General features: G+C 46.9%; 3 protein-coding genes. 1 reads left to right on the top strand and 2 read right to left on the bottom strand.

The genetic code is table 11. The annotated features are described in order from the left end of the window. Position 1: 1 nt before the first annotated feature. Together AB4513_RS01400 and AB4513_RS01395 are read right to left on the bottom strand one after the other, a co-directional pair. A complete protein-coding gene (locus AB4513_RS01400) occupies positions 2–1,351 on the bottom strand; it encodes an HlyD family type I secretion periplasmic adaptor subunit (RefSeq protein WP_009844977.1) in 1,350 nt (449 codons plus the stop codon). A 3-nt stretch (positions 1,352–1,354) separates the two neighbouring features. Next, on the bottom strand, positions 1,355–1,717 hold the full coding sequence (locus tag AB4513_RS01395) for a hypothetical protein (protein ID WP_032555011.1): 363 nt from the start codon (positions 1,715–1,717) through the stop codon (positions 1,355–1,357). A gap of 197 nt (positions 1,718–1,914) precedes the next feature. On the opposite strand from AB4513_RS01395, the gene AB4513_RS01390 reads away from it, so the two are divergent. Next, positions 1,915–23,433, top strand: a complete 21,519-nt coding sequence (locus AB4513_RS01390) for a tandem-95 repeat protein (protein ID WP_102257629.1) — start codon at positions 1,915–1,917, stop codon at positions 23,431–23,433. Positions 23,434–23,617: the final 184 nt, after the last annotated feature.

Raw genomic sequence — 23,617 nt, 5'->3', positions numbered from 1 at the left:
ATTACCTCTCATCGAATGCATCTTCGATGGCTGACATCACAGGTTTTGCAGCGTATTCGATCACGCGACGCGAGCCTGTTTTTACGTCGGCGGTAAATTCCATATAAGGTGATAATTTGTATTGAGTGCCTCCTCGTTCAAGAAAGTTTCGATCAATCTCAATCTCTGCCAAATAGAATTCGGCATCTTCTTCTTCGTATGATGAACGGCTAATTGAGGCGATGGTTCCCTCAACAAATCCATATTTTGCGAAGTTATAAGTATCCATTTTTACTTTTACCGCCTGGCCAATTTCAACAAACCCCATGTCTTTACGCGGAATTTTCGCTTCACCGTGTAGGGAGTTATTGATTGGAGCAATATCAGCGATACTCTCGCCGGGTGGTATTACCGCAGAACGGAAGTTGAAGTGTAATTTGTCGACCACACCATCCACTGGTGAGTAGACGATTAAGCGATCTACCTTATCGGAATGTTGTGGTTGCAAGATCCGTTTTAGTTTGAGGTCTTTATTGGCCTGAATGATCTGTGCTTGGTACTCAGAGTTACGATTCTCAACCAAATCTCGATGTTGTTTCTCGAGTTTGTCGAGTTGGAAACGTTCGTTCATGACGGACTCATCAAGGTTTTCAATCTCACGAACCATATTGGATTCTTGTACTTTCATATTTAGAACGTCGACATATGACGCCATCTCTTCTTTATAAAGCGTATTTTTGATGTTGAGTTGTTTGCGAATGAGCGAGAGTTGGTTCTCTGAGCTTTTGCGACGCTTTAGCATTGATCCAATTAGAGAGTTTTTGTGTTTAATATCGTGAGTGATCAGCTCTTCGTTAGAGCGGTTCTTCGAGAACTCTTGCTGCCAAGTATTCATGTTGACTTGAACTTGTTCTGGGTACTTTTCGATGTAAGAAGCAAAGTTTGGTTCGACCATGTCACGCAAGCTTTCATAACGAATTTTATCGAGTTCCAGCTGTATGATTTCGGTGTTCACTGTATCGAGTTGGGTGTTACGGTCGAGTGAGCGGATTCGAGCAATCGGCTGGCCTTCATACACAACTTCTCCTTTTCTCACTAACAGCTCTTCTAAAATACCGCCTTCTAGGTGTTGAACTTTCTCAACATCAGACTCTAGTAACAGCTCGCCACGCACAGAAACGACAATGTCGATGCGTGCCTGTGACGCTACGGCGATAGCCACCAAAGCAAGTAGAAAAATGATGAGTAACGTCTTGTGAACGCTAGTCATCGCACTTGCAAGCACGATGGTGTCATCTGCTGTGACCTTGGAAGCCTCGTTGTTAGAAACGAGCGCTTTTCTGAGATGATGCTCTATTTGGTTATTGCTCATGACCTACCTCGATGACTCGTCATCTACAACTTCCTTAATATCCAACAAGTGATTAATTTGTCTATTGACGTTTTGTAGTTCAGTTTTCACATCTTCTAAAAGCGCTTCCGGCGCAGGGAATTCGTGTTTACTCAAATGTTCCAACTTGGCCATTTTGGGCGGCAGGTCTTGGTCACACAGCAAGGTTAAGATGGTCTTCAATTTTTTTGAGTAGTTGTTGAGTTCGTCAAAGCGATTACTCTTATGAAGCGTTTCTATGTTGATTGCTGCGTCTGAAAAGTCCTTATAAAAGTCGCCTAATAGCAATTGCAGCCCTTTGTGGTTGTTGTCGATTGAACGCAACAAATTCGTCATGTCTATCATCATTCCACTGCCTTAATTGCTTTAATCACAATAACTAAGGATCTTTAAAGGCAGTTTTCAATTTTTTTTTTGCTTCTTTTCACTTCTTTATGCATAAAAAAGAAAATATGAAAAAAGTTGTATAAAAACTTGGTTTTTTAAAATGGTGTCCTTTAATGCCTCTAAATACGATCAGTTAGCTAGTAGCAACGGAGGCTGTAATGGCAGGCGAAAATAACCAAAACAACCAAAATGAAGATCTCAATGACGCGGTAGAACAGACGGACACGAACGACGCGGGTACGCCCTCCCAACAGCAGAATCAACAAAATCAACAGAACACGATTGCGTCGACGGTAGCGACGGGTGCTGAAAATACCGACGCGGCAGACGAAGTGAACCAAGCGTTGGAAGACAATCCAAGTGGTGCTGGTAATACAGAAGAAGCAGCAGCTTCTGGTGCTGCTGTTCAAGAAGAGACGCCAGAAAGCGATGGAGATTCAGATGCAGCTCAATCTAATGTAGTCGGTGGTGCGGCTTCGGAAGCTGGCTCGGATAATGCTGCTGGCAGTGGTGGCGGAGCAGGTGCTGGCGCTCAAGCCGTAGGTGGCGATAACGCAGAGGCTGCGACAGGTGGATCCGACGCTGAGGGTAATGAAGAACAAGGCCAAGCAGCACGTACCTCTGCAGCTCCGAGTGCTACATCTTCTGAATCTGATGGCCAACAAGTCGATGATGATCTCGATTCACAGACAGTAGAAGAGACATTCGCCGTTGATGTTCAAGCTTCTGACGAAGAGACCATCAGTGAAGTAGAAGATGACTTTGATTCTGAGACAACAAGTGAAACGTTCAAAATCAAGGTGGAAAGTGAAAATGATGCTCCGGAGGCTGAACAAGATCTGGCTTACATCATGGATGAAGATGGCTCCATAACATTTACTCAAGAACAATTACTCGAATACGCAAGTGATGTTGATGGTGATGAGCTTGTTGCTTCAAACGTTCAAGTCGGTGCAGATGCAACGGTTCAAGATAATGGTGACGGTACGTTCACAGTTGTACCTTCCGCTGACTTTAATGGCGAGCTAGACCTTACTTTTGATATCAGTGACGGCCAAGAAACCATAAGTAGCGCAATTGATTTAACGGTTCGTCCTATTAATGACGCACCTGTACCAGAAGATAAAACGTTTGAAATAGAAGAAGATGGCACGTTAATCTTCACCGATGCAGACCTGTTAACAGGTGCTACCGACATTGAAGGTGACAACCTTACTGTTGAAGGTGTGACCTACGATGGTGGCGACGGTATCCTGACCGACAACGGTAATGGTACATATACTTTCGCTCCGAATGAAAACTTCAATGGTGATGTAAACTTCGGCTTCGATGTCTCTGACGGAACCGATACGGTATCAGCCAATATCGATGTGAGCGTGACAGCGGTTGATGATGCGCCTGTTTCTGGTGACCTAGCGTACTCAATCGACGAAGACGGTTCGATTCGCCTAAGCCAAGAGCAACTGCTATCACAAGCATCTGATGTTGAAGGCGATGACCTGACAGCCAGCGATCTTACGGTTGGTGGTGATGCAACAGTCGTTGCGAACGATGACGGCAGCTTCACCATCACGCCAGATGAGAACTTCAATGGCGACATCGATATCAGTTTCGATATCTCTGATGGTACCAACACGGTTCAAGCTTCTGCAGACCTTACGGTTAATCCAGTTAACGATTTACCAGTCCCTCAAGATCAACAGTTCAGCGTTGAAGAAGACGGCACGTTAATCTTCACTGATGCAGACCTGTTAACCGGCGCAACGGACATTGAAGGTGACAACCTTACTATTGAAAGTGTGACCTACGACGGTGGCGACGGTATTCTTACCGACAACGGTAATGGCACATACACCTTCGCACCGAATGAAAACTTTAATGGCGACGTAAACTTCGGTTTCGATGTATCAGATGGTACCGATACAGTCTCTGCCAACATCGATGTGAGTGTTAGAGCTGTTGATGATGCGCCAGTATCGGGCGACCTAGCGTACTCAATCGACGAAGATGGTTCAATTCGTCTAAGCCAAGAGCAGCTGCTTTCTCAAGCATCAGATGTGGAAGGCGATGACCTGACAGCGAGCGACCTAACGGTTGGTGGTGATGCGACGGTTGTAGCTAACGATGACGGCAGTTTCACCATCACGCCAGATGAGAACTTCAATGGCGACATCGATATCAGCTTTGATATCTCTGATGGCACCAATACCGTTCAAGCTTCAGCAGACCTGACCGTTAACCCAGTAAACGACCTACCAGTCCCTCAAGATCAACAGTTCAGTATTGCAGAAGACGGTACTTTACTGTTCACAGACGCCGACCTATTAACAGGCGCAACGGACATTGAAGGTGACAACCTAACGGTTGAAGGTGTGACCTACGATGGCGGCGATGGCATTCTTACTGATAACGGTAATGGCACGTACACCTTTGCGCCAAACGAGAACTTCAATGGTGACGTAAACTTCAGCTTCGATGTATCAGACGGTACAGACACGGTTGCTGCAAACATTGATGTAAGCGTAACAGCAGTCGATGATGCACCAGTATCAGGCGACCTTGCTTACTCAGTCGATGAAGACGGTTCGATTCGTCTAAGCCAAGAGCAACTACTGTCTCAAGCATCTGACGTAGAAGGCGATGATCTAATTGCTAGTGGCCTAACGGTTGGTGGCGATGCGACAGTTATTCAAAACGACGATAGCAGCTTTACCATTACGCCAGATGAGAACTTCAATGGCGATATCGATATCAGCTTTGATATTTCAGATGGTACTAACACGGTTCAAGCTTCTGCCGATTTAACCGTTAACCCAATCAATGACCTGCCAGTTCCTCAAGATCAACAGTTCAGCATTGAAGAAGACGGTACGCTGCAGTTTACTGATGCAGATCTGCTAACCGGTGCAACCGATATTGAGGGTGATGATCTCACGGTTGAAGGCATCAGTTATGAAGGGACTGATGGGGTACTGACAGACCATGGTGATGGCTCATACAGCTTTGCGCCAAATGAAAACTTCAATGGCGACGTGAACTTTAGTTTCGATGTTTCAGACGGCACCGATACGGTGTCTGCAAACATTGATGTTAGCGTGACTCCAGAGAACGATCCGCCAGTTGCTGGCTCTACGTCTTACACAGTTAATGAAGACAATTCGATTACCATCTCTGATGCACAACTATTGGCAACATCTTCAGACATCGAAGGTGATGTATCGATAGACAGCGTGACTTACTCGGGTAGTGATGGTGTCCTTGAAATCAACGGTAACGGTACTTACACCTTCTCGCCAAACGAGAACTTCAATGGTGATATCAGCCTTGACGTTATTGTTGCCGATGAAGACGGTTCGATTGATGAAACCACTGCGGGCATCACCGTTCTAGAAGTGAATGATCCACCGGTTGCGGGTCCAACGTCTTACACCATTGATGAAGACTCAGTACTGACCTTCAGTGAGTCTCAAGTGTTGCTTAATGCCTCAGATGTAGAAGGGGATGTTGAGCTTGTGGGTATTAGCTACGATGGCCCTGAGGGAATCTTCTCAGTAAATGGTGATGGCACTTGTAGCTTCGCTCCGAATGAGAACTTTAATGGCCAAGTTCAGCTTGATGTCACCATTCGTGATGAAGACGGTGCAGAAGTTGAAACCGTCATCAATGTTGACGTATTGCCAATCAATGATGCGCCAGTATCGGGTGATTTGGCTTACAGCGTTAACGAAGATGGTTCAATCACACTGAGCCAAGATCAGCTGTTGTCTCAAGCGTCTGATGTTGAAGGTGAAGACCTAACAGCAAGCGATTTAACGGTTGGTGGTGATGCGACAGTTGTAGCTAACGACGATGGCAGCTTCACGATTACGCCAGATGAGAACTTCAATGGTGACATTGATATTCAATTCAACATCACTGATGGTACTGACACAGTTCAAGCAACCGCCGATCTTACTGTTAACCCAGTTAATGACTTGCCGGTTCCTCAAGATCAACAATTCAGTATTGCAGAAGACGGTACGCTGCAATTTACAGATGCCGACTTACTTACCGGTGCCACCGATATTGATGGCGACGACTTAACCGTTGAAGGTATTAGCTATACAGGTGGTGATGGCGTACTGACCGACCACGGTGATGGTACTTATACCTTTGCGCCAAATGAAAACTTCAATGGCGATGTGAACTTTAGTTTCGATGTGTCTGATGGCACAGAAACGGTCAGCGCTAACATTGATGTCAGTGTGACGCCTGAGAACGATCCGCCAGTTGCGGGTTCAACCTCGTACATGGTCAACGAAGACAATGCCATCACAATTTCTGATGAGCAGTTGCTAGCAAACTCTTCTGACGTTGAAGGTGCAGTGTCGATTGACAGCGTAACTTACAGCGGCACAGATGGTGTGTTCCAAGATAATGGTGACGGCAGTTACACCTTCCTTCCTAATGAAAACTTCAGTGGCGATATCAGCCTTGACGTTATTGTTGCCGATGAAGACGGTTCGATTGATGAAACCACTGCGGGCATCACCGTTCTAGAAGTGAATGATCCACCGGTTGCGGGTCCAACGTCATACACCATTGACGAAGATTCGGTTCTGACGTTCAGTGAATCTCAGATTCTTGTGAATGCTTCGGATATCGAAGGCGATGTAGAACTTGTTGGCATTAACTACGATGGCTCTGACGGTATCTTCACTGTAAATGGTGATGGTACATGCAGCTTTGCACCAAATGAAAACTTTAATGGTCAGGTTCAACTGGGTGTGACCATTCAAGATGAAGATGGCGCAACGGTTGAAACACACATTAACGTTGATGTATTGCCAATCAATGATGCGCCAGTATCGGGTGATTTGGCTTACACCATCAATGAAGATAGCTCCATCACGCTAAGCCAAGAGCAATTGCTAGCAAGAGCAGGTGATATTGATAGCGACAACTTAGAAGCTATCAATCTATCTACTGATGAAAATGCGACCATCCAACATAATGATGATGGCAGCTACACCATCACACCGAACGCAGACTACAACGGTGACCTAGATCTGAACTTCGATATCATCGATAACGATGGTGGTTCAGTTCAAGTTGGCCTAGACGTTACTGTGAATCCGGTTAATGACCTGCCACAAGCGGAAGATCAAGAGTTCACGATTGAAGAAGACGGTACGTTACTCTTCACCGATGCTGATCTGCTTGCAGGCGCGTCGGATATTGACGGTGATGAACTGTCGATTGAAAACGTGCTCTACACAGGTGCAGATGGTGTTCTTAGCGATAATGGCGACGGCACATACAGCTTTGCTCCAAACGAGAACTTCAATGGTGATGTTCAATTCTCGTTCGATGTCTCTGACGGTACTGATTCAACATCAGCTGTTATTGATGTAAGTGTAACGCCGGAGAACGATCCTCCTGTAGCGGGCTCGACAGCTTATACAGTTCAAGAAGATGGCCAAATCACGATCAGTGATGAACAGTTATTAGCGAACTCTTCAGATGTAGAGGGTGATGTTGCTCTATCGAGCGTTACTTACGCTGGTGACGATGGTTCGTTCGTTGATAACGGTAATGGCACCTACACCTTCACGCCAAATGAAAACTTCGACGGAGACATCTCACTAGATGTTGTCGTCGTTGACGAAGACGGTGCAACGGCGACAACGACAGCGGGCATTGATGTCATTGCTGTCAATGACGGCCCTGAAACGTCCGGTATTGAAGCAGAAGTCGACGAAGATAATTCAATCACTATTACTCAAGAGCAGCTGCTTGCAAATGCTACTGACGTTGAGGGTGATGAGTTAACGGCGTCTAACCTGCAAACCAACGACCCTGACGCGACAATTGTTGCTAATGACGATGGTTCATTCACCATCACGCACACAGAAAACTTCAATGGCGAGTTGGACTTCACATACAGCATCAATGATGGTGACAATGAAGTTCTGACCACTCTCGATCTAACGGTTAATCCAGTTAATGATGCGCCAGAAGCGGGCGAAGAGATCTTCATCCAAGCGCAAGAAGATCAAACGGTTGGTGTGACGCTTCGTGAAGAACCTGCACTACGTTTAGACCAAGCGCCAGAAAACGGCATCATTGAAGCGAATGTTAATGATGAGTGGGTGGTGCTGGAAGTAGGGCAAGAAGTACCGGCTGATACAGAAGTACGCTTTGTTCCAAGTGAGGGGGCTCTTGCTGAAGGCACACATACTACGCAAATTGGTACCTTCGACGATAACGCTAGCGTAGACGATTGGGGTACAGAAGTTGACCCTTACACTCGTGAGTTCTCGGATGGTGATTTAACGGTTACGGTTCAAAGTAACGATGATCCGCTTGGTGCTTGGAATGGTAACACCCACATAGGTCACGGCCTTGGTGATACCGATCGCCAAGGGTTGAGTGGTGATGAAAAACTGACTATTTCAGTTGAAGGTCAAGACATCAATGAAATCAGTTTCCACCTAGATGGTTTAGGTGGTTGGTTCATGGAAGAATCGCGTCACTTTACGGAAGTAGAAATCAAAGCGTTCAATGAGGACGGTGACCTAATTGACTCGATGACTTACCACAAAGAAGACCGTGGTACTTTCGAGACAGACTACACGTTAACGGTTGACCAACCAGTGTCTTACTTTGAACTCGGTACAGTTCAAGGAAATGGTACTTATGTTGTTCAAAACATGACCGTGTCACAAACTTGTCATGATGAAGCCGTGTTCACATCGATTGGTGTAGACGGTTCAGAAATTACCGAAACGGTTGAGTTGAACATCCACGCGGGTGACAACGAAATTGAGCTAACGGCTGATCTTCCTAATATCACTATCGATACTGAAGGTTCTGCTCAATTTGCTTCTGTTGTGATTACAGAAGAACAGTTACTGGCACAAGCATCAGATATTGATGGTGACGACCTTGATATTCAAAATCTTGAGCTGGTGGGTGAAAACTCAGAGCATGCAACACTGATTGACAACGGTGATGGTACTTGGACGGTGACACCAGATGAAAACTTCTACGGTGAAATTGAGCTGGGTTACCAAGTTTCTGATGGTGAACTGACTGATGACAACATAATTAACATCAACTTTGAGTCAGTGAATGATGCGCCAATCGTTTCTGGTCCAATGGTTCTATCGACAGACGAAGACCAAGGTATTGCGTTCAGTGCTGATGATTTACTGGCGAACACCACAGATGTAGAAGGTGATGCGCTGTCTATTTCTGACATCACTTACGGTGGTGATGACGGTGATTTAGTCGACAATGGTGATGGTACATTTACCTTCATGCCGAATGAAAACTTCAATGGTGAAATCGACATTGATTACAAGGTATTCGATGGTACCGATGAAGTTGCAACCCATCTAGATCTGACCGTTGTACCTGTTAATGATGTGCCAGTTCCGGGCGAGCCATTGCACACCCAAATGCTTGAAAACGGCTCTATGATCATCGAAGCGAAAGACCTATTGTCTGGCGCGACCGATGTTGATGGCGATATCCTGCATGTTGAGAATCTACTGCTTGTTGACCAATCACAAGGTACATTAACAGACAATGGAGACAATACTTTCACATTCGAACCTGCAGAGGACTTCTACGGTGAAGTGAATCTGACCTTCGATATCAGTGACGGTCAAGCCAGTGCACCAAGTACTGCAAGAGTAGACGTTGAAATTGTCAACGAAGGCCCTGAAGTGAGCGGCCCAATTGAAGCCGCTGTTGATGAAGATGGTTCAATCACTATCACTCAAGAGGATCTGTTAGCGAATGCAACGGATGTCGATGGCGATAACCTTGAAGCGGTTAACTTTGCGACCAACGATCCAAATGCGGTTGTTGTAGAAAACCCAGACGGTAGCTTCACGATTACACCAAGTGCTGATTTCTTTGGTGAGATTGAATTTACTTACGATGTCACTGACGCGATCGAAACTGTTGCAGCTGACCTTAACCTAACCGTAAACCCTATCAATGATGCACCAGACGTTCCAGACATGTCTTTCACTACGGAAGACGGTCAAGCGATCACCATTACAGAAGCTGAACTACTAGCACAAGCGACAGATGTTGAAGGTGATGAGCTTTCTGTACTGAACGTGACAAGTGCGAGTGATACGGTAGATGTGACAGACAATGGTGATGGCACATACACATTAACGCCAGAGCAGGGTTTCTTCGGCAATGTTGACTTAACGTTTGATGTGAGTGACGGCACCGACGTGGTGGCTGCAAACATCGACCTAAAAGTTGAGTTCGCTAATGATGCACCAGAAGTAACACCAATGGTTGCGGATGTCGACGAAGATGGTTCAATTCTCGTTACACAAGCGATGTTGCTGGAGAACGCGAGTGACCAAGATGGTGATGAACTGTTTGCTAGCGCGCTAGAAACCAACGATCCGAATGCAAGTATCGTAGACAATGGCGATGGTACTTACACAGTAACACCTTCGGAAAATTTCAATGGTGATATCGCATTCACCTATGAAGTGAGTGATGGTGAGCTAAGTACCGCCAATGACATGACATTGACCGTGAATCCGGTGAATGACATTCCAATTGTTGCCCCAGGCATGTACCACATCGAAGAGGATGGCAGCATCCTGTTCACTCAAGAAGATCTATTGAGCGGTGCGATTGATATTGATGGCGATGACCTTAGCGTTACCAGCATCAATTACTCTGGTGATGAAGGCACGGTAACCGATAACGGTGATGGCACGTTTAGCTTCGTTCCTGAAGAACACTTTAGTGGTGACCTGCAGTTCAGCTTTACGGTTACCGACGGCACTGATGAGGTAGAACAAGACATTAGCGTTCATATTGAAGCGGTCGCGGATGCACCGGATCTTGTGATAACCGATGGCGACGGCGTTAACGTTGATGATGAAGCAATTCTGGTTGAGCCAGGCGGCATTGTTGAACTGAACATTGCAGCGGCGCTTGTCGATCAAGACTTGTCTGAAACACTTACCGTAACGGTTGATGGTGTGCCAGAAGGTTCGGTTATTCAATACGATAACGAAGGCGTTCTGAATGACCAAGAGAACGGCATCACCAGTTACAACGACACTGAAATTACAGTAACGTTTGAAGGTGAAACGGCAGGTTACCAAAACGCAGCGGGTTACTACAAAGTCGATGAAGACGGTAATATCACGGGTGTTGAGGTTGTTTACGAAAACGCGTCACAATTTGGCGGCGGCGGTGACCTTGTTCCAGGACAAGACCAGTTCAGCTTCCAAGTTGAAGAAGGTGAAAGTTTCAATCTGTTCTTGATTCCAAACGGACATCAGCACAATGACTTTGACGCGATGCAAGACGGTCAGTACGAGTTCCGTGCTGAGGATGGTTCACCTGCGAAAATGGATACGGTTGATCCTCAACTTGTATTTGTTGCTGCCGATGGCACTGAAACTGTAGTTCAAGGGCAGAATGGTGACGCGATCTTCCATGGTGGTTCAAGCGCTCAACTAAACCAAGATGGTATCGAACATACGCGTACCACTGTTAATGAAGATGGCGAGCTCGTTTACGGATTTGAAGATTTGTATGGCGGCGGTGATGCTGACTATTCAGACTTCAACTTCACAATCGATGTGGGTGAAGTGAACAGCCAAATCTACAGTGGTGAAGTGACGGTTGGTCCTGATGGTACGGTGAACTTACCAACAACGGCTATCGAAAATGCGCTACAGATCCAGTTACCAGAAGACTTCAATGAGCAGCTTGAAGTTCATGTAACCGCAACTGCGACAGAGTTATCGAATGATGATTCTGAAACGGTTTCCCAAACCATTTACATTAACGCGACAGGCGCACACATTGAGCATGCACCTGAAGCACTTCCTGTTGCAGCAACAGTGGAAGAAGATGGTTCTATCATCATTACGCAAGAAGACTTGCTAGCTAATGCTCGTGATTTAGATGGCGACCAACTAACAGCGCTTAACTTAGCGACTGATGACGACAGCGTAACTATCACAGATAACGGGGATGGTACTTACACATTAACGCCAGATGCTGACTTCAATGGCGATGTTAGCTTTACGTTTGATGTGTCTGATGGCGATGATGTTGTCTCTACCAACCTAGAGCTAACAGTTTCACCAGTGAACGATGGTCCAGAAGCACAAGACCAAGCATTCACAGTCGGTGAAGATGGCGTGTTAACGTTCAATGACCAAGACCTATTAACGGGTGCGACGGACATTGAAGGGGACGACCTAAGCGTTGAAGGTGTGACTTACACTGGCGCAGATGGTGTTCTAACCGATAATGGCGATGGTACATACAGCTTCGCGCCAAACGAAAACTTCAATGGCGATGTAAACTTCTCGTTCAATGTATCAGATGGTACCGATACGGTAACCGCTAACATTGATGTCAGCGTGACGCCAGAGAATGATCCACCTGTCGCGGGTAGCACGTCTTACACGGTTCATGAAGACAATTCCATCACGATCAGCAACGAACAATTGTTAGCGAACTCTTCAGATATTGAAGGGGAAGTGGCGATTGATAGTGTTACCTATAGTGGCAGTGATGGTGTGCTTGAAATCAACGGTAACGGTACATACACCTTCTCTCCAAACGAGAACTTTAATGGCGAAGTTAGCCTAGATGTGGTTGTTGTAGATGAAGACGATGCAGTCGTATCGACGACTGCGGGCATTACGGTTCTAGAAGTGAACGATCCGCCAGTTGCTGGCCCAACGTCTTACACTATCGATGAAGACTCGGTACTGACCTTTAATGAGTCTCAAGTTCTGCTGAACGCCTCTGATATTGAAGGTGACGTACAACTTGTTGAGATCAACTACGACGGCCCAGACGGAATCTTCTCAATCAATGGTGACGGCACATGTAGCTTTGCACCGAATGAAAACTTCAACGGCCAAGTGCAATTGGATGTGACCATTCAAGATGAAGACGGCGCTCAAGTTGATACTCATATTACGGTTGATGTCCTACCAATCAATGATGTTCCAGTATCAGGAGACTTGGCATACAGCGTTGAGGAAGACGGTTCGATTACCTTGAGCCAAGAGCAACTTCTTTCTCAAGCTAGCGATGTAGACGGAGACGACCTTACTGCTTCTAACTTAATTGTTGATGGAGACGCGACAGTTGTTTCTAACGATGATGGTAGCTTTACCATTACGCCAGATGCGAACTTCAATGGCGACATTGATCTAACGTTCGACATTAGCGACGGTACCGATACGCTGGTTGCGACGGCTGACCTCACCGTTAATCCAGTTAATGACCTTCCACAACCACAAGATCAAACGTTCAGCATTGGCGAAGACGGCATCTTGAACTTCACAGATGAAGACTTGCTAACAGGTGCTACCGATATCGATGGGGATGACCTATCGGTTGAAGGCGTGACTTACACAGGTGCCGACGGTGTTCTTACTGACAATGGCGACGGAAGCTACAGCTTTGCGCCAAACGAGAACTTCAATGGTGATGTGAACTTCAGTTTTGATGTGTCAGATGGCACGGATACGGTTCAAGCCAACATTGATGTCAGCGTGACACCAGAGAACGATCCGCCTGTTGCGGGTAGCACGTCTTACATAGTTCATGAAGACAACTCAATTACCATCAGCGATGAGCAACTTCTAGCTAACTCTTCGGATATTGAAGGTGATGTTGCCGTTGATAGCGTGACTTACACTGGCGCTGATGGTGTCTTTGAAGACAACGGTGACGGTACTTACACCTTCTCACCAAACGAAAACTTCAACGGTGAAGTTAGCCTAGATGTTGTCGTTACCGATGAAGAGGGTGCAACAGAAGCGACAACCGCGGGTATTACGGTACTTGAGGTGAATGATCCGCCAATTGCGGGTTCAACCAGCTACTCAGTGAACGAAGACGAAGTTATCACCATCAGTTCAGATCAACTGTTGGCGAATGCTTCTGATATCGAAGGTGAAGTGGCGATTGATAGCGTTAACTACACAGGCGCTGACGGCATCTATACTGACAATGGCGATGGAACATTCAGCTTCGCACCAAACGCGAACTTCGACGGTGATGTCAGCCTTGATGTTGTCGTTACTGATGAAGATGGTGCAACTGTAGCGACCAACGCAAGCATTGATGTTCTTCCTGTTAACGATGCTCCGGTATCGGGCGATTTGGCGTACAGCGTGGACGAAGATGGTTCAATTACCTTGAGCCAAGAGCAATTACTTGCTCAAGCGAGCGATGTTGACGGCGATGACTTAACAGCGGCTAACCTAACCGTTGGTGGTGATGCGACAGTTACTGCAAACGATGATGGTAGTTTCACTATCACGCCAGATGCTAACTTCAATGGCGACATTGATTTGAACTTCGACATTACCGATGGTGATGCGACGCTTCAAGCAACAGCTGACCTAACGGTTAACCCAGTTAATGACTTGCCAACAGTCGGTGAGCCACAATTTGTGACTCAAGAAGACACCAGCTTTACCTTCACAGAAGAGCAACTGCTGCAAAATGCGGGCGACATTGATGGCGATAACCTATCGGTTGAAAATGTGGCTTCAGATAGCGGTACTTTGGTTGATAACGGCGACGGTACTTACACATTCGCACCGAATGAAAACTTCGATGGTAATGTGAATGTGACCTTCGATGTGAATGACGGCACAGCGATAGTACCAGCAGAAGCGATGATTGATGTTCAATCTGTGGTTGATATGCCAGAGCTGTCTATTGCGTCTGACTTGGTGATTGCTTCAGACAACTTCGAGTCTGGCTCGAACGGCTGGAATACAGGCACTGAAAGCTCACAAGGCTTCGAATCAGGAGACATGCTAGGTCGTATTGGTGGCACTGGTGGCGATGAAGCAGTCAGCAAAACTTACGACATTCCAAGTGATGTGAGCGAAGTTAATATTTCGTTTAGCTTCTATGAAATTGATTCTTGGGATGGTGAGTCATTCCAAATCTTTGTCGGCGGCGAAGAGCTTACTTCGTTAGACAACTCGGCGTTCCAAACTCAAGATGGCACGACAACGTTGTACGATTCAGCTGGCAATGAAGTGGGTGAAGTCGTTCACGGCGTATCGCAAGGTGAGGGTTTCAGTGGTTGGAATGACCAAGCGCACCAAATAAACCTAACGGTACCAGTTGAAGATGGCCAACTTGAACTTGGCTTCGGTTCAACTTTGAACCAAGGTGTGAGTGATGAGTCGTTTGGCATCGATAACATTGAAATCACAGTGTCTGATGCGGATTACCAAATTATTGGTACCGAAGATACGCCAGTACCACTGGATATTGATGCGGCGCTAACCGATACCGATGGTTCAGAAAATCTCGCTATCTTGATTGAAGATGTACCAGAGGGAAGTTCGCTTTCTGCAGGTACCGATAATGGTGATGGCACATGGTCATTGCAACCAGGTGAGCTAGAAGGGCTAGAGTTTATCCCTTCAGGTGACTTCAATGGTGATGTGGTTCTAACCGTGAATGCGACATCGACTGATGTTGATACGGGCACCACCGCAACGGCAACGCAAGATGTGACGATTCATATCTCTCCAGCGAACGATGCTCCAGAAGTTGATGGTGATATCAGTGCCGTTACAGCCGAAGATAACAGCATCACGCTAACTCAAGAACAGTTGCTAGAGCACGCTGTCGACATTAATGGTGATGATCTATCCGCAATCAACCTAACCACCAATGATGAAAATGCGACCGTTCAAATGAACGACGATGGCAGTTTCACCATTACACCGAGTGAAAACTTCAACGGTAATATCGAATTTAGTTACGATGTCACCGATGGGGAAGAGATGGTCGCTGCTGGCCTAGACTTGACGGTAACACCAGTCAATGACGCGCCAGAGCCACAAGACCAAGCATTCACTATTGGTGAAGATGGGGTTCTTAACTTCACTGACGCTGACCTGTTAACAGGTGCAACGGATGTTGAAGGTGATGACCTGACGGTAGAAGGTGTGACATACACGGGTGCTGATGGTGTTCTTACTGATAATGGCGACGGAAGCTACAGCTTTGCGCCAAACGAGAACTTCAATGGTGATGTGAACTTCAGCTTTGATGTGTCAGATGGCACAGATACGGTTCAAGCCAACATTGATGTGAGTGTGACGCCAGAGAACGATCCACCAGTGGCGGGTGGTACGTCTTACACTGTGCATGAAGACAACTCAATCACGATCAGTAACGAACAGCTATTAGCCAACTCTTCAGACATTGAAGGTGAGGTTGCGATTGATAGCGTGGCTTACACTGGCAGTGACGGTGTGTTCGAAGACAACGGTGACGGCACTTACACCTTCTCACCAAACGAGAACTTCAATGGTGATGTGAGCTTAGCGGTTGTTGTTACCGATGAAGAAGGAGCAACAGAAGCGGCCACAGCTGGAATTACCGTACTTGAGGTGAACGATCCGCCAATCGCAGGTTCTACCAGCTACTCAGTGAACGAAGATGAAATTATCACCATCAGTGCAGAGCAACTGTTGGCGAACTCTTCTGATATTGAAGGTGAAGTAGCGATTGATAGCGTGAACTACACAGGCGCTGACGGCATCTTTACTGACAATGGCGATGGAACATTCAGCTTTGCACCGAACGCAAACTTCGACGGCGATGTTAGCCTCGATGTGGTGGTGACCGATGAGGATGGTGCAACGACGGCCACGACGGCAAGCATTGATGTTCTTCCAATTAACGATCCACCAGTATCGGGTGACTTGGCATACAGCATTGATGAAGATGGTTCCATTACTCTGACTCAAGAGCAGTTGCTATCTCAAGCATCTGATGTGGATGGCGATGACCTAACCGCAAGCAACTTAAGCGCAGGTGATAATGCAACCGTTGTTGATAATGGCGATGGCACCTTTACGGTAACGCCAGATGCGAACTTCAATGGCGATATCGACCTAAGCTTTGATATTTCGGACGGCACTGAGTCGATTGTGGCGAACGCCGATCTGACGGTAAACCCTGTTAATGACCTGCCAACTAACGACGATGTTTATGCGAACGTTGATGAAGATAATGTCATCACTATCACGCAGGAGCAGTTACTTGCGAATGCCGCTGATATTGAGGGCGATGACCTTGTCGCTTCCGACTTAACCTTAGTGGGTGACGATGCAACGATTGTCGATAACGGCGATGGCACGTTCTCAATCACTCCAAGCGAAAACTTCAATGGCTACATCGATGTTGCCTACAGCATCAGCGATGGCGACACACCAATTGCCGCTAACTTAGGCTTGACCGTTGACCCAGTGAACGACGCGCCAATTGTTTCTGCTGATGTGGCGATAACCATTGAAGAAGACGGTTCATACACCATTACTCAAGAAGAGCTCCTACAATTCGCGACTGACATTGAAGACGATGACATGACCGCAATTATCGGAGAGCAAGGCGATGAAACGACCGTTACCGGTACTGTGTTGGATGCTGAAACTGGCAATCCAATCGCAGGTGCGGATGTCACGCTAACCGACAACGTAGGTCATTCTTACACGGCGGTGACGGATCAATCCGGTAACTACTCTGTGAGCGGTCCTGTTGTTGACCAAGGTACCGTTACTATTGAACAAGAAGGCTCTATTACTAGCAGCTTCCTAGTTCCAGCTGGTGAAGATACCAACGGTGGCGTAACTGCAATATCTGAAGTACTTGAAGAAACCGATATGCGTATCGTGGTCACATGGGGTGAAAGCCCACGTGATATGGACAACCATCTATGGCTCTACGATACAGAAAATGGCAACGAGCTAGACCATATTTACTATCGCGACATGAGCCATGATTTGGGTGAAGGTAATGTCGTTCAGCAAGATGTAGATGACACGAATGGTGGTGGTCCTGAAACCATCACTATTCCAAATTATCAAGATGCTGATATGCACTATTCAGTACACAACTACACCAGCAGAAGTTGGGATGTGGATGGTGTTGAAGATGTACAGGTTCAGGTGTTTGTTGGCGATACATTGGTTGAAACCTTTAGTCCGGACTTATCTGAAAACCCATCGGGTGACCACTGGCATGTATTCGATATCGTGAACGGCGTTATTGTTCCAAGCCAAGACGTAGGCACTCAAAATGCATTCGACTTGCCAACGGCAGAAGAAGCGCTCGCGAATGAAAACAGCATTGATATCTCTGAATTGCTAACCGGCGATGAAGGTGATGATTCTGGTGAGACGGGTGGTAATGAACCAAGTGTTGGAGATGTTTCAATTGAGAACGCTCTTATCACTGATAATGGTGACGGCACTTACACCATTACTCCGGAAGAGAACTTCAACGGTGAATTCTCCATTAGCTACAACGTGGACGATGGCAACGGAGGGGTTACACCTGCGGAACTTGACGTTACCGTAACAGCAGTTAATGACCTTTCGGTTATTTACGACCATGACTACACCATCAATGAAGATGGCTCATTAACCTTCACTGATGAGCAGTTACTCGCTGGTGCAACGGATATCGATGGCGACGACCTTTCTGTTGAATCTGTTAACTACGAAGGCACCGAAGGTGTGTTTACGGATAACGGCGATGGTACTTACACCTTTGCTCCAAACGAGAACTTCAATGGCAGTGTCGACCTAACTTACGATGTTAGTGATGGTACGGATGTTGTATCGGCGAATATTGATGTTCAAGTTGTGCCAATTAATGACGTACCGGTTGCCGGAACTACCGCTTACACTGTTGAAGAAGATGGCAGCATTACCCTAAGCGATGCGCAACTTCTGGCGAACAGCTCAGATGTTGAAGGGGAAGTGTTTGTTAGCGATGTCAGCTACAGCGGCACAGATGGTGTGTTCACTGATAATGGTGATGGTACTTACACCTTCTCGCCAAACGAAAACTTTAACGGTGACATCAGTCTTGATGTCTCTGTTATGGATGAAGATGGCGCAACCGCTGAAACAACCGCAGGTATCGACGTCATTGCTGTTAATGACTTGCCGGTTGCAGGTTCAACGACCTACAGCGTTGACGAAGATAACGTGATTACCGTCTCTGAAGCACAGCTTCTTGCGAACAGCTCAGACATTGAAGGTGATGTATCCGTTAGCGACGTTTCCTACTCAGGCGCAGACGGTATCTTTACTGACAATGGTGATGGTACTTACAGCTTCGCACCAAATGAAAACTTTAACGGCAATGTCAGCCTAGATGTCACCGTTGCTGATGAAGAGGGTGCAACGGCTGAAACCACTGCGGGTATTGAAGTTATCGCGGTTAACGACGCGCCAGTGTCAAGTGACTTGGCTTATTCAGTGGATGAAGATGGTTCAATCACGTTAAGCCAAGAGCAGCTACTTGCTCAAGCATCGGATGTGGACGGCGATGATCTTACCGCGGCGAACCTAACCGTAGGTGATAACGCGACCGTTACGGCAAACGATGATGGTTCATTTACTATCACACCGGATGCCGACTTTAATGGCGACATTGATCTAAGCTTCGACCTTTCTGATGGTACTGAAACGGTTGTGGCAACGGCCGAGCTTACTGTGAATCCAGTAAATGACATCGCGGTTGTAGAAGATGTCGCTTACACCATTGAAGAAGATGGTTCACTTACCTTTACAGACGAGCAACTGCTAGCGGGTGCTTCTGATATTGATGGTGATGAGCTTTCAGTTGCTGATGTGTCTTACACTGGCGCAGAGGGTGTGTTTACCGACAATGGCGATGGCACTTACACCTTTGCTCCAAACGAAAACTTCAACGGTGAAGTAAGTCTGGACTTCTCAGTATCTGACGGTACAGAGACGGTTGATGCAAATATCGACGTAACGGTAACAGACGTTAACGATGCACCAGTGGCAGGCACAACGTCTTACCAAATGAACGAAGATGGCACTATCACATTGAGCCCTGAGCAGTTGATTGCTAATAGCTCCGATGTGGACGGTGAAGTGTCGCTTGATAGCGTGAGTTACTCAGGTGCAGACGGTATCTTGGTTCAAAATGAAGATGGTTCGGTAACGTTCGCACCAAACGAAAACTTTAACGGCGACATCAACCTTGATGTGACGGTTATTGATGACGACGGTGCGACGGCTCAGACTACCGCTGGTATTGAAGTCATTGCTGTTAATGACGCACCAGTGGCCGGAAACGTGGCTTACTCGGTTGATGAAGATGGTTCAATTACGCTATCTCAAGAGCAGTTGCTGGCTAACGCATCCGATGTTGATGGTGATGCACTGACCGCAAGCAACCTATCTGCAGGTGACAATGCGACCGTAACAGCGAACGATGATGGTTCATTTACTATCACTCCGGATGCTGACTTCAACGGCGACATAGACCTAAGCTTCGATGTTTCAGACGGTATCGAGACAGTCCAAGCTGGCGTCGACCTAACCGTTAACCCAGTGAACGACTTACCAACGGCTGCTGACCAGAGCTTTACCGTTGAGGAAGATGGTACGTTAACCTTCACTGACGCTGACCTATTAGCAGGCGCTGCGGATATTGATGGTGATGACCTATCTATCACGGATGTGTCTTACACGGGCGCAGAGGGTGTGTTCACTGACAACGGTGATGGCACTTACAGCTTTGCTCCAAACGAGAACTTCAATGGCGATGTAAACCTTGGCTTCACAGTGTCTGATGGCACTGAGACAGTCGATGCCAATATTGGTGTGACGGTAACGGATGTTAACGATGCGCCGGTAGCGGGTTCTACGTCTTACCAAATGAACGAAGATGGCACGATTACTATTAGCCCTGAGCAGTTGATTGCTAATAGCTCTGACGTTGATGGTGAAGTGTCGCTTGAAAGCGTGACTTACTCAGGCTCTGACGGCACCTTGGTTCAAAACGATAATGGGTCTGTGACCTTCACGCCAAACGAGAACTTTAATGGTGATATCAGCCTAGATGTGGTTGTAACCGACGATGACGGTGCAACTGCAACAACAACGGCAGGAATCGAAGTTCTGGCTGTGAACGATGGACCTGAATCTGAGGATGTGAAACTAACCACAGCCGAAGACAGCACCATCCTTATCACACAAGACATGTTGTTAGCTCAAGCTACCGACATCGATAACACCGCAGATGAGCTGTCAGCTTCGGGTCTACAAATCGACCCTAGCTTAGGTGAGTTGCTAGACAACGAAGATGGTACTTGGTCATTTACACCAAACGAAAACTTCAATGGCGATGTGCCAATGACGTTTAACGTTAGCGATGGCCAAGAGACAATCTCAGTCGACGGCAACATCGATGTCACGCCAGTGAACGATGCACCTGAAGCACCAATGATTGAGATGCAAGGCGAAGAAGATGTAGTCATGGTGATTGACCCGGCTTACATCGCGGATCAAGTCACAGACCTTGATGGTGATGAGATCAGCATCGAAAGCATCACGGTTCGTGCTCCAGCCAATGCAACCTTAACTCAGCAACCAGACGGCATGTATCACTTAGTGACTACGCAAGACTTCAATGGCTTAGTAGAACTGGGTTATCAGGCAACTGATGGTGAAGAAGTGGTTGATGGGTCGCTGAATGTGGATGTCATTCCTGTTAACGACGCACCGTTTAACGTCGGTAACGCAATGATGACCACAAACGAAGATGGCGCGTTCACCTTCGATGCTGGCGACTTGATGAACCTGTTCGGTGACATTGATACCGCTGACCTTGTTGTTTCACGCATTATTACCGCAGACGGTGAAGATGGTGGTGAAGTAACAGACAACGGTGATGGTACTTGGACATTCACACCAACAGGCGACTTTGCAGGCGTCTCTGACCTACAAGTTGTCGTGAGTGATGGTGAATTCGAAACGGTTCTCGATGTTCCAGTGTACGTACGTCCTGTCGCAGATGGCGCGGTTATTTCAACTGACCATGACGGTCCATTAGTGTTCGGTGAAGATGAAACGGGTCACTTGGGACTGAACGTTGGACTAGTCGATGATTCAGAAACGCTAAGTAACCTAGTGATGACAGGTTTCCCTGTTGGATTCGAGGTAACCGATGGTGTGAATACCGTGATGATCACTGAGCCGGGTCAATACATCGACCTGTTCGACTGGGATATCTCAAACATTCAAATGACGCCGCCTGAAGACTTCCATGGTGAGTTCTTCGTAACCGTAAGCGCAACAACGGTTGATTACGGAGATGAGCCAGAAGCGTTTGAAGATGGCATCGATTCTGGTGACTTCGAAACCGTGGCGGGTGATTCCATCATCCTAACCGCTGATGACCTAATCGGATTAGCTGAGAATGTGGATGCTGACAGCGACGATGAAGTGAAACTGGTTCATCTTGCTGACCGCAGCCAAGGTGAGATTGTCGATAATGGCGATGGCACTTGGACGTTCACACCAGCACCAGGCTTCACTGGCGAAGCAGACATTGCTTACGTAGTTGATAAAGATGGCGTGCTTCATGATGAGCAAACTGGCGTAGTCGTGAAAGAAGGCGACTCGCAAGAGAATGCAGCACCAGAAGTTAACAGCATCACGACGACGGAAATCGCGGCGGATGCAACCTTGTCGTTCACTGATGAAGACATGTTAGCGAACCTGACCGATGCAGAAGGCGATAGCTTGAGCATTGAGTCAGTGAGCTTGATGGAAGGTCAAGGCGTAATTGAGAGCGATAACCAAGGTAACTATCAATTCACACCTGCTGAAGACTACACCGGCGATGTTCAAGTTGGGTTTATAGCGACTGATGGCGAAAATCGCATCGAAAGCTTCTTCAATGTGGATATTCAAGGTGGCGATGAAGCAGCGGCGAGTGAAGGTTATGACTTAGCTGATGATGGTTCACTAACTATCACCGAGTCACAGCTGGTGGATGAGTTAGGCGTGAGCGATTCTGCACAAGTTGTTGATGTTGCAGACGCGAACGATGCAGGCTTCTTTGCTGAATCTGGCGAAGGTGAGTGGACTTACTGGCCAAACGAAGACTTTGACGGCAACTTAGCGATGAATGTCGACGTTAACGATGGTGGTGAGGTGTCGAGCCATAGCTTAAGTATCCAAGTAGCCGATGACTCAGCACAGAGTGATGAACCACAAGCACAAGCCGCTCAAGCAACGGAAGAGCAGCAAGTGGAAGTCGCACTACAAGCTGATGACCAAGCTCAGGATGCTGAAATTGAAGACAGCGTGGCTGATGTAACGGCGGCTCCGGGCGATACTATCTCTATCTCGATTCCAGATGAGGTGAGTGGTAACGAATCGGTTGATTATGCTGAAATGTCGGGCTTACCTGAGGGATCTACTGTGAGTAACGCATTGGATAACGGTGATGGTAGTTTCACAATCAGCGGCAACTTAGAGCAGTCTGTATCGGTTGAACTTCCTGAGGGTTACGAAGGTACTAGCGAGATCCAATTCCAAGGTTATGACGAATTGGGTAGCTCAATAGACGGTGCAAGCGGCTCTGTGGACGTTGAAGTCGATGATCAATACACCATGCAAGGTTCTACTCAAGAGCAGCAACCAGACATGGCGGGTATGGAATCCGGCGGTAGCGATTGGACAAGTTCTGGTGGTCAAGATCAAGGTGTTGACTTCACGGACGACTCTGGAAGCTTCGATTCAGATTCTCAAACTGGAACCGATCAAGGCAACGACTTCGACCAAAGCTCGATTTAATCGAGAGGGCTTGGTTTTAGTCTGAACCGACATTTAGTCTAAACCGACAAGTAGGCAGGGCAGCGTGATGTTGCCCTCGTTAAAGCCATGCAGCGTCGCCTTTGCGTGGCTTTTTTATTTGTTTTTGTCTCGCTAAATAAACTTGAGAACAGATAAAAATGTCCTTAATTATTAGAAGAGTTAA

The organism is Vibrio sp. 10N.222.54.E6 (assembly GCF_041473955.1).
Lineage (GTDB): Bacteria > Pseudomonadota > Gammaproteobacteria > Enterobacterales > Vibrionaceae > Vibrio > Vibrio tasmaniensis_A.
Note: the sequence above shows the minus strand (reverse complement) of the source record. Positions and strands in the feature narration are given on the sequence as shown.

Bases quoted from the DNA above. Each gene is read 5' to 3' on its own strand.
- AB4513_RS01390 (WP_102257629.1), top strand. From the start codon at position 1,915: ATGGCAGGCGAAAATAACCAAAACAACCAAAATGAAGATCTCAATGAC.
- AB4513_RS01400 (WP_009844977.1), bottom strand. From the start codon at position 1,351: ATGAGCAATAACCAAATAGAGCATCATCTCAGAAAAGCGCTCGTTTCT.
- AB4513_RS01395 (WP_032555011.1), bottom strand. From the start codon at position 1,717: ATGATGATAGACATGACGAATTTGTTGCGTTCAATCGACAACAACCAC.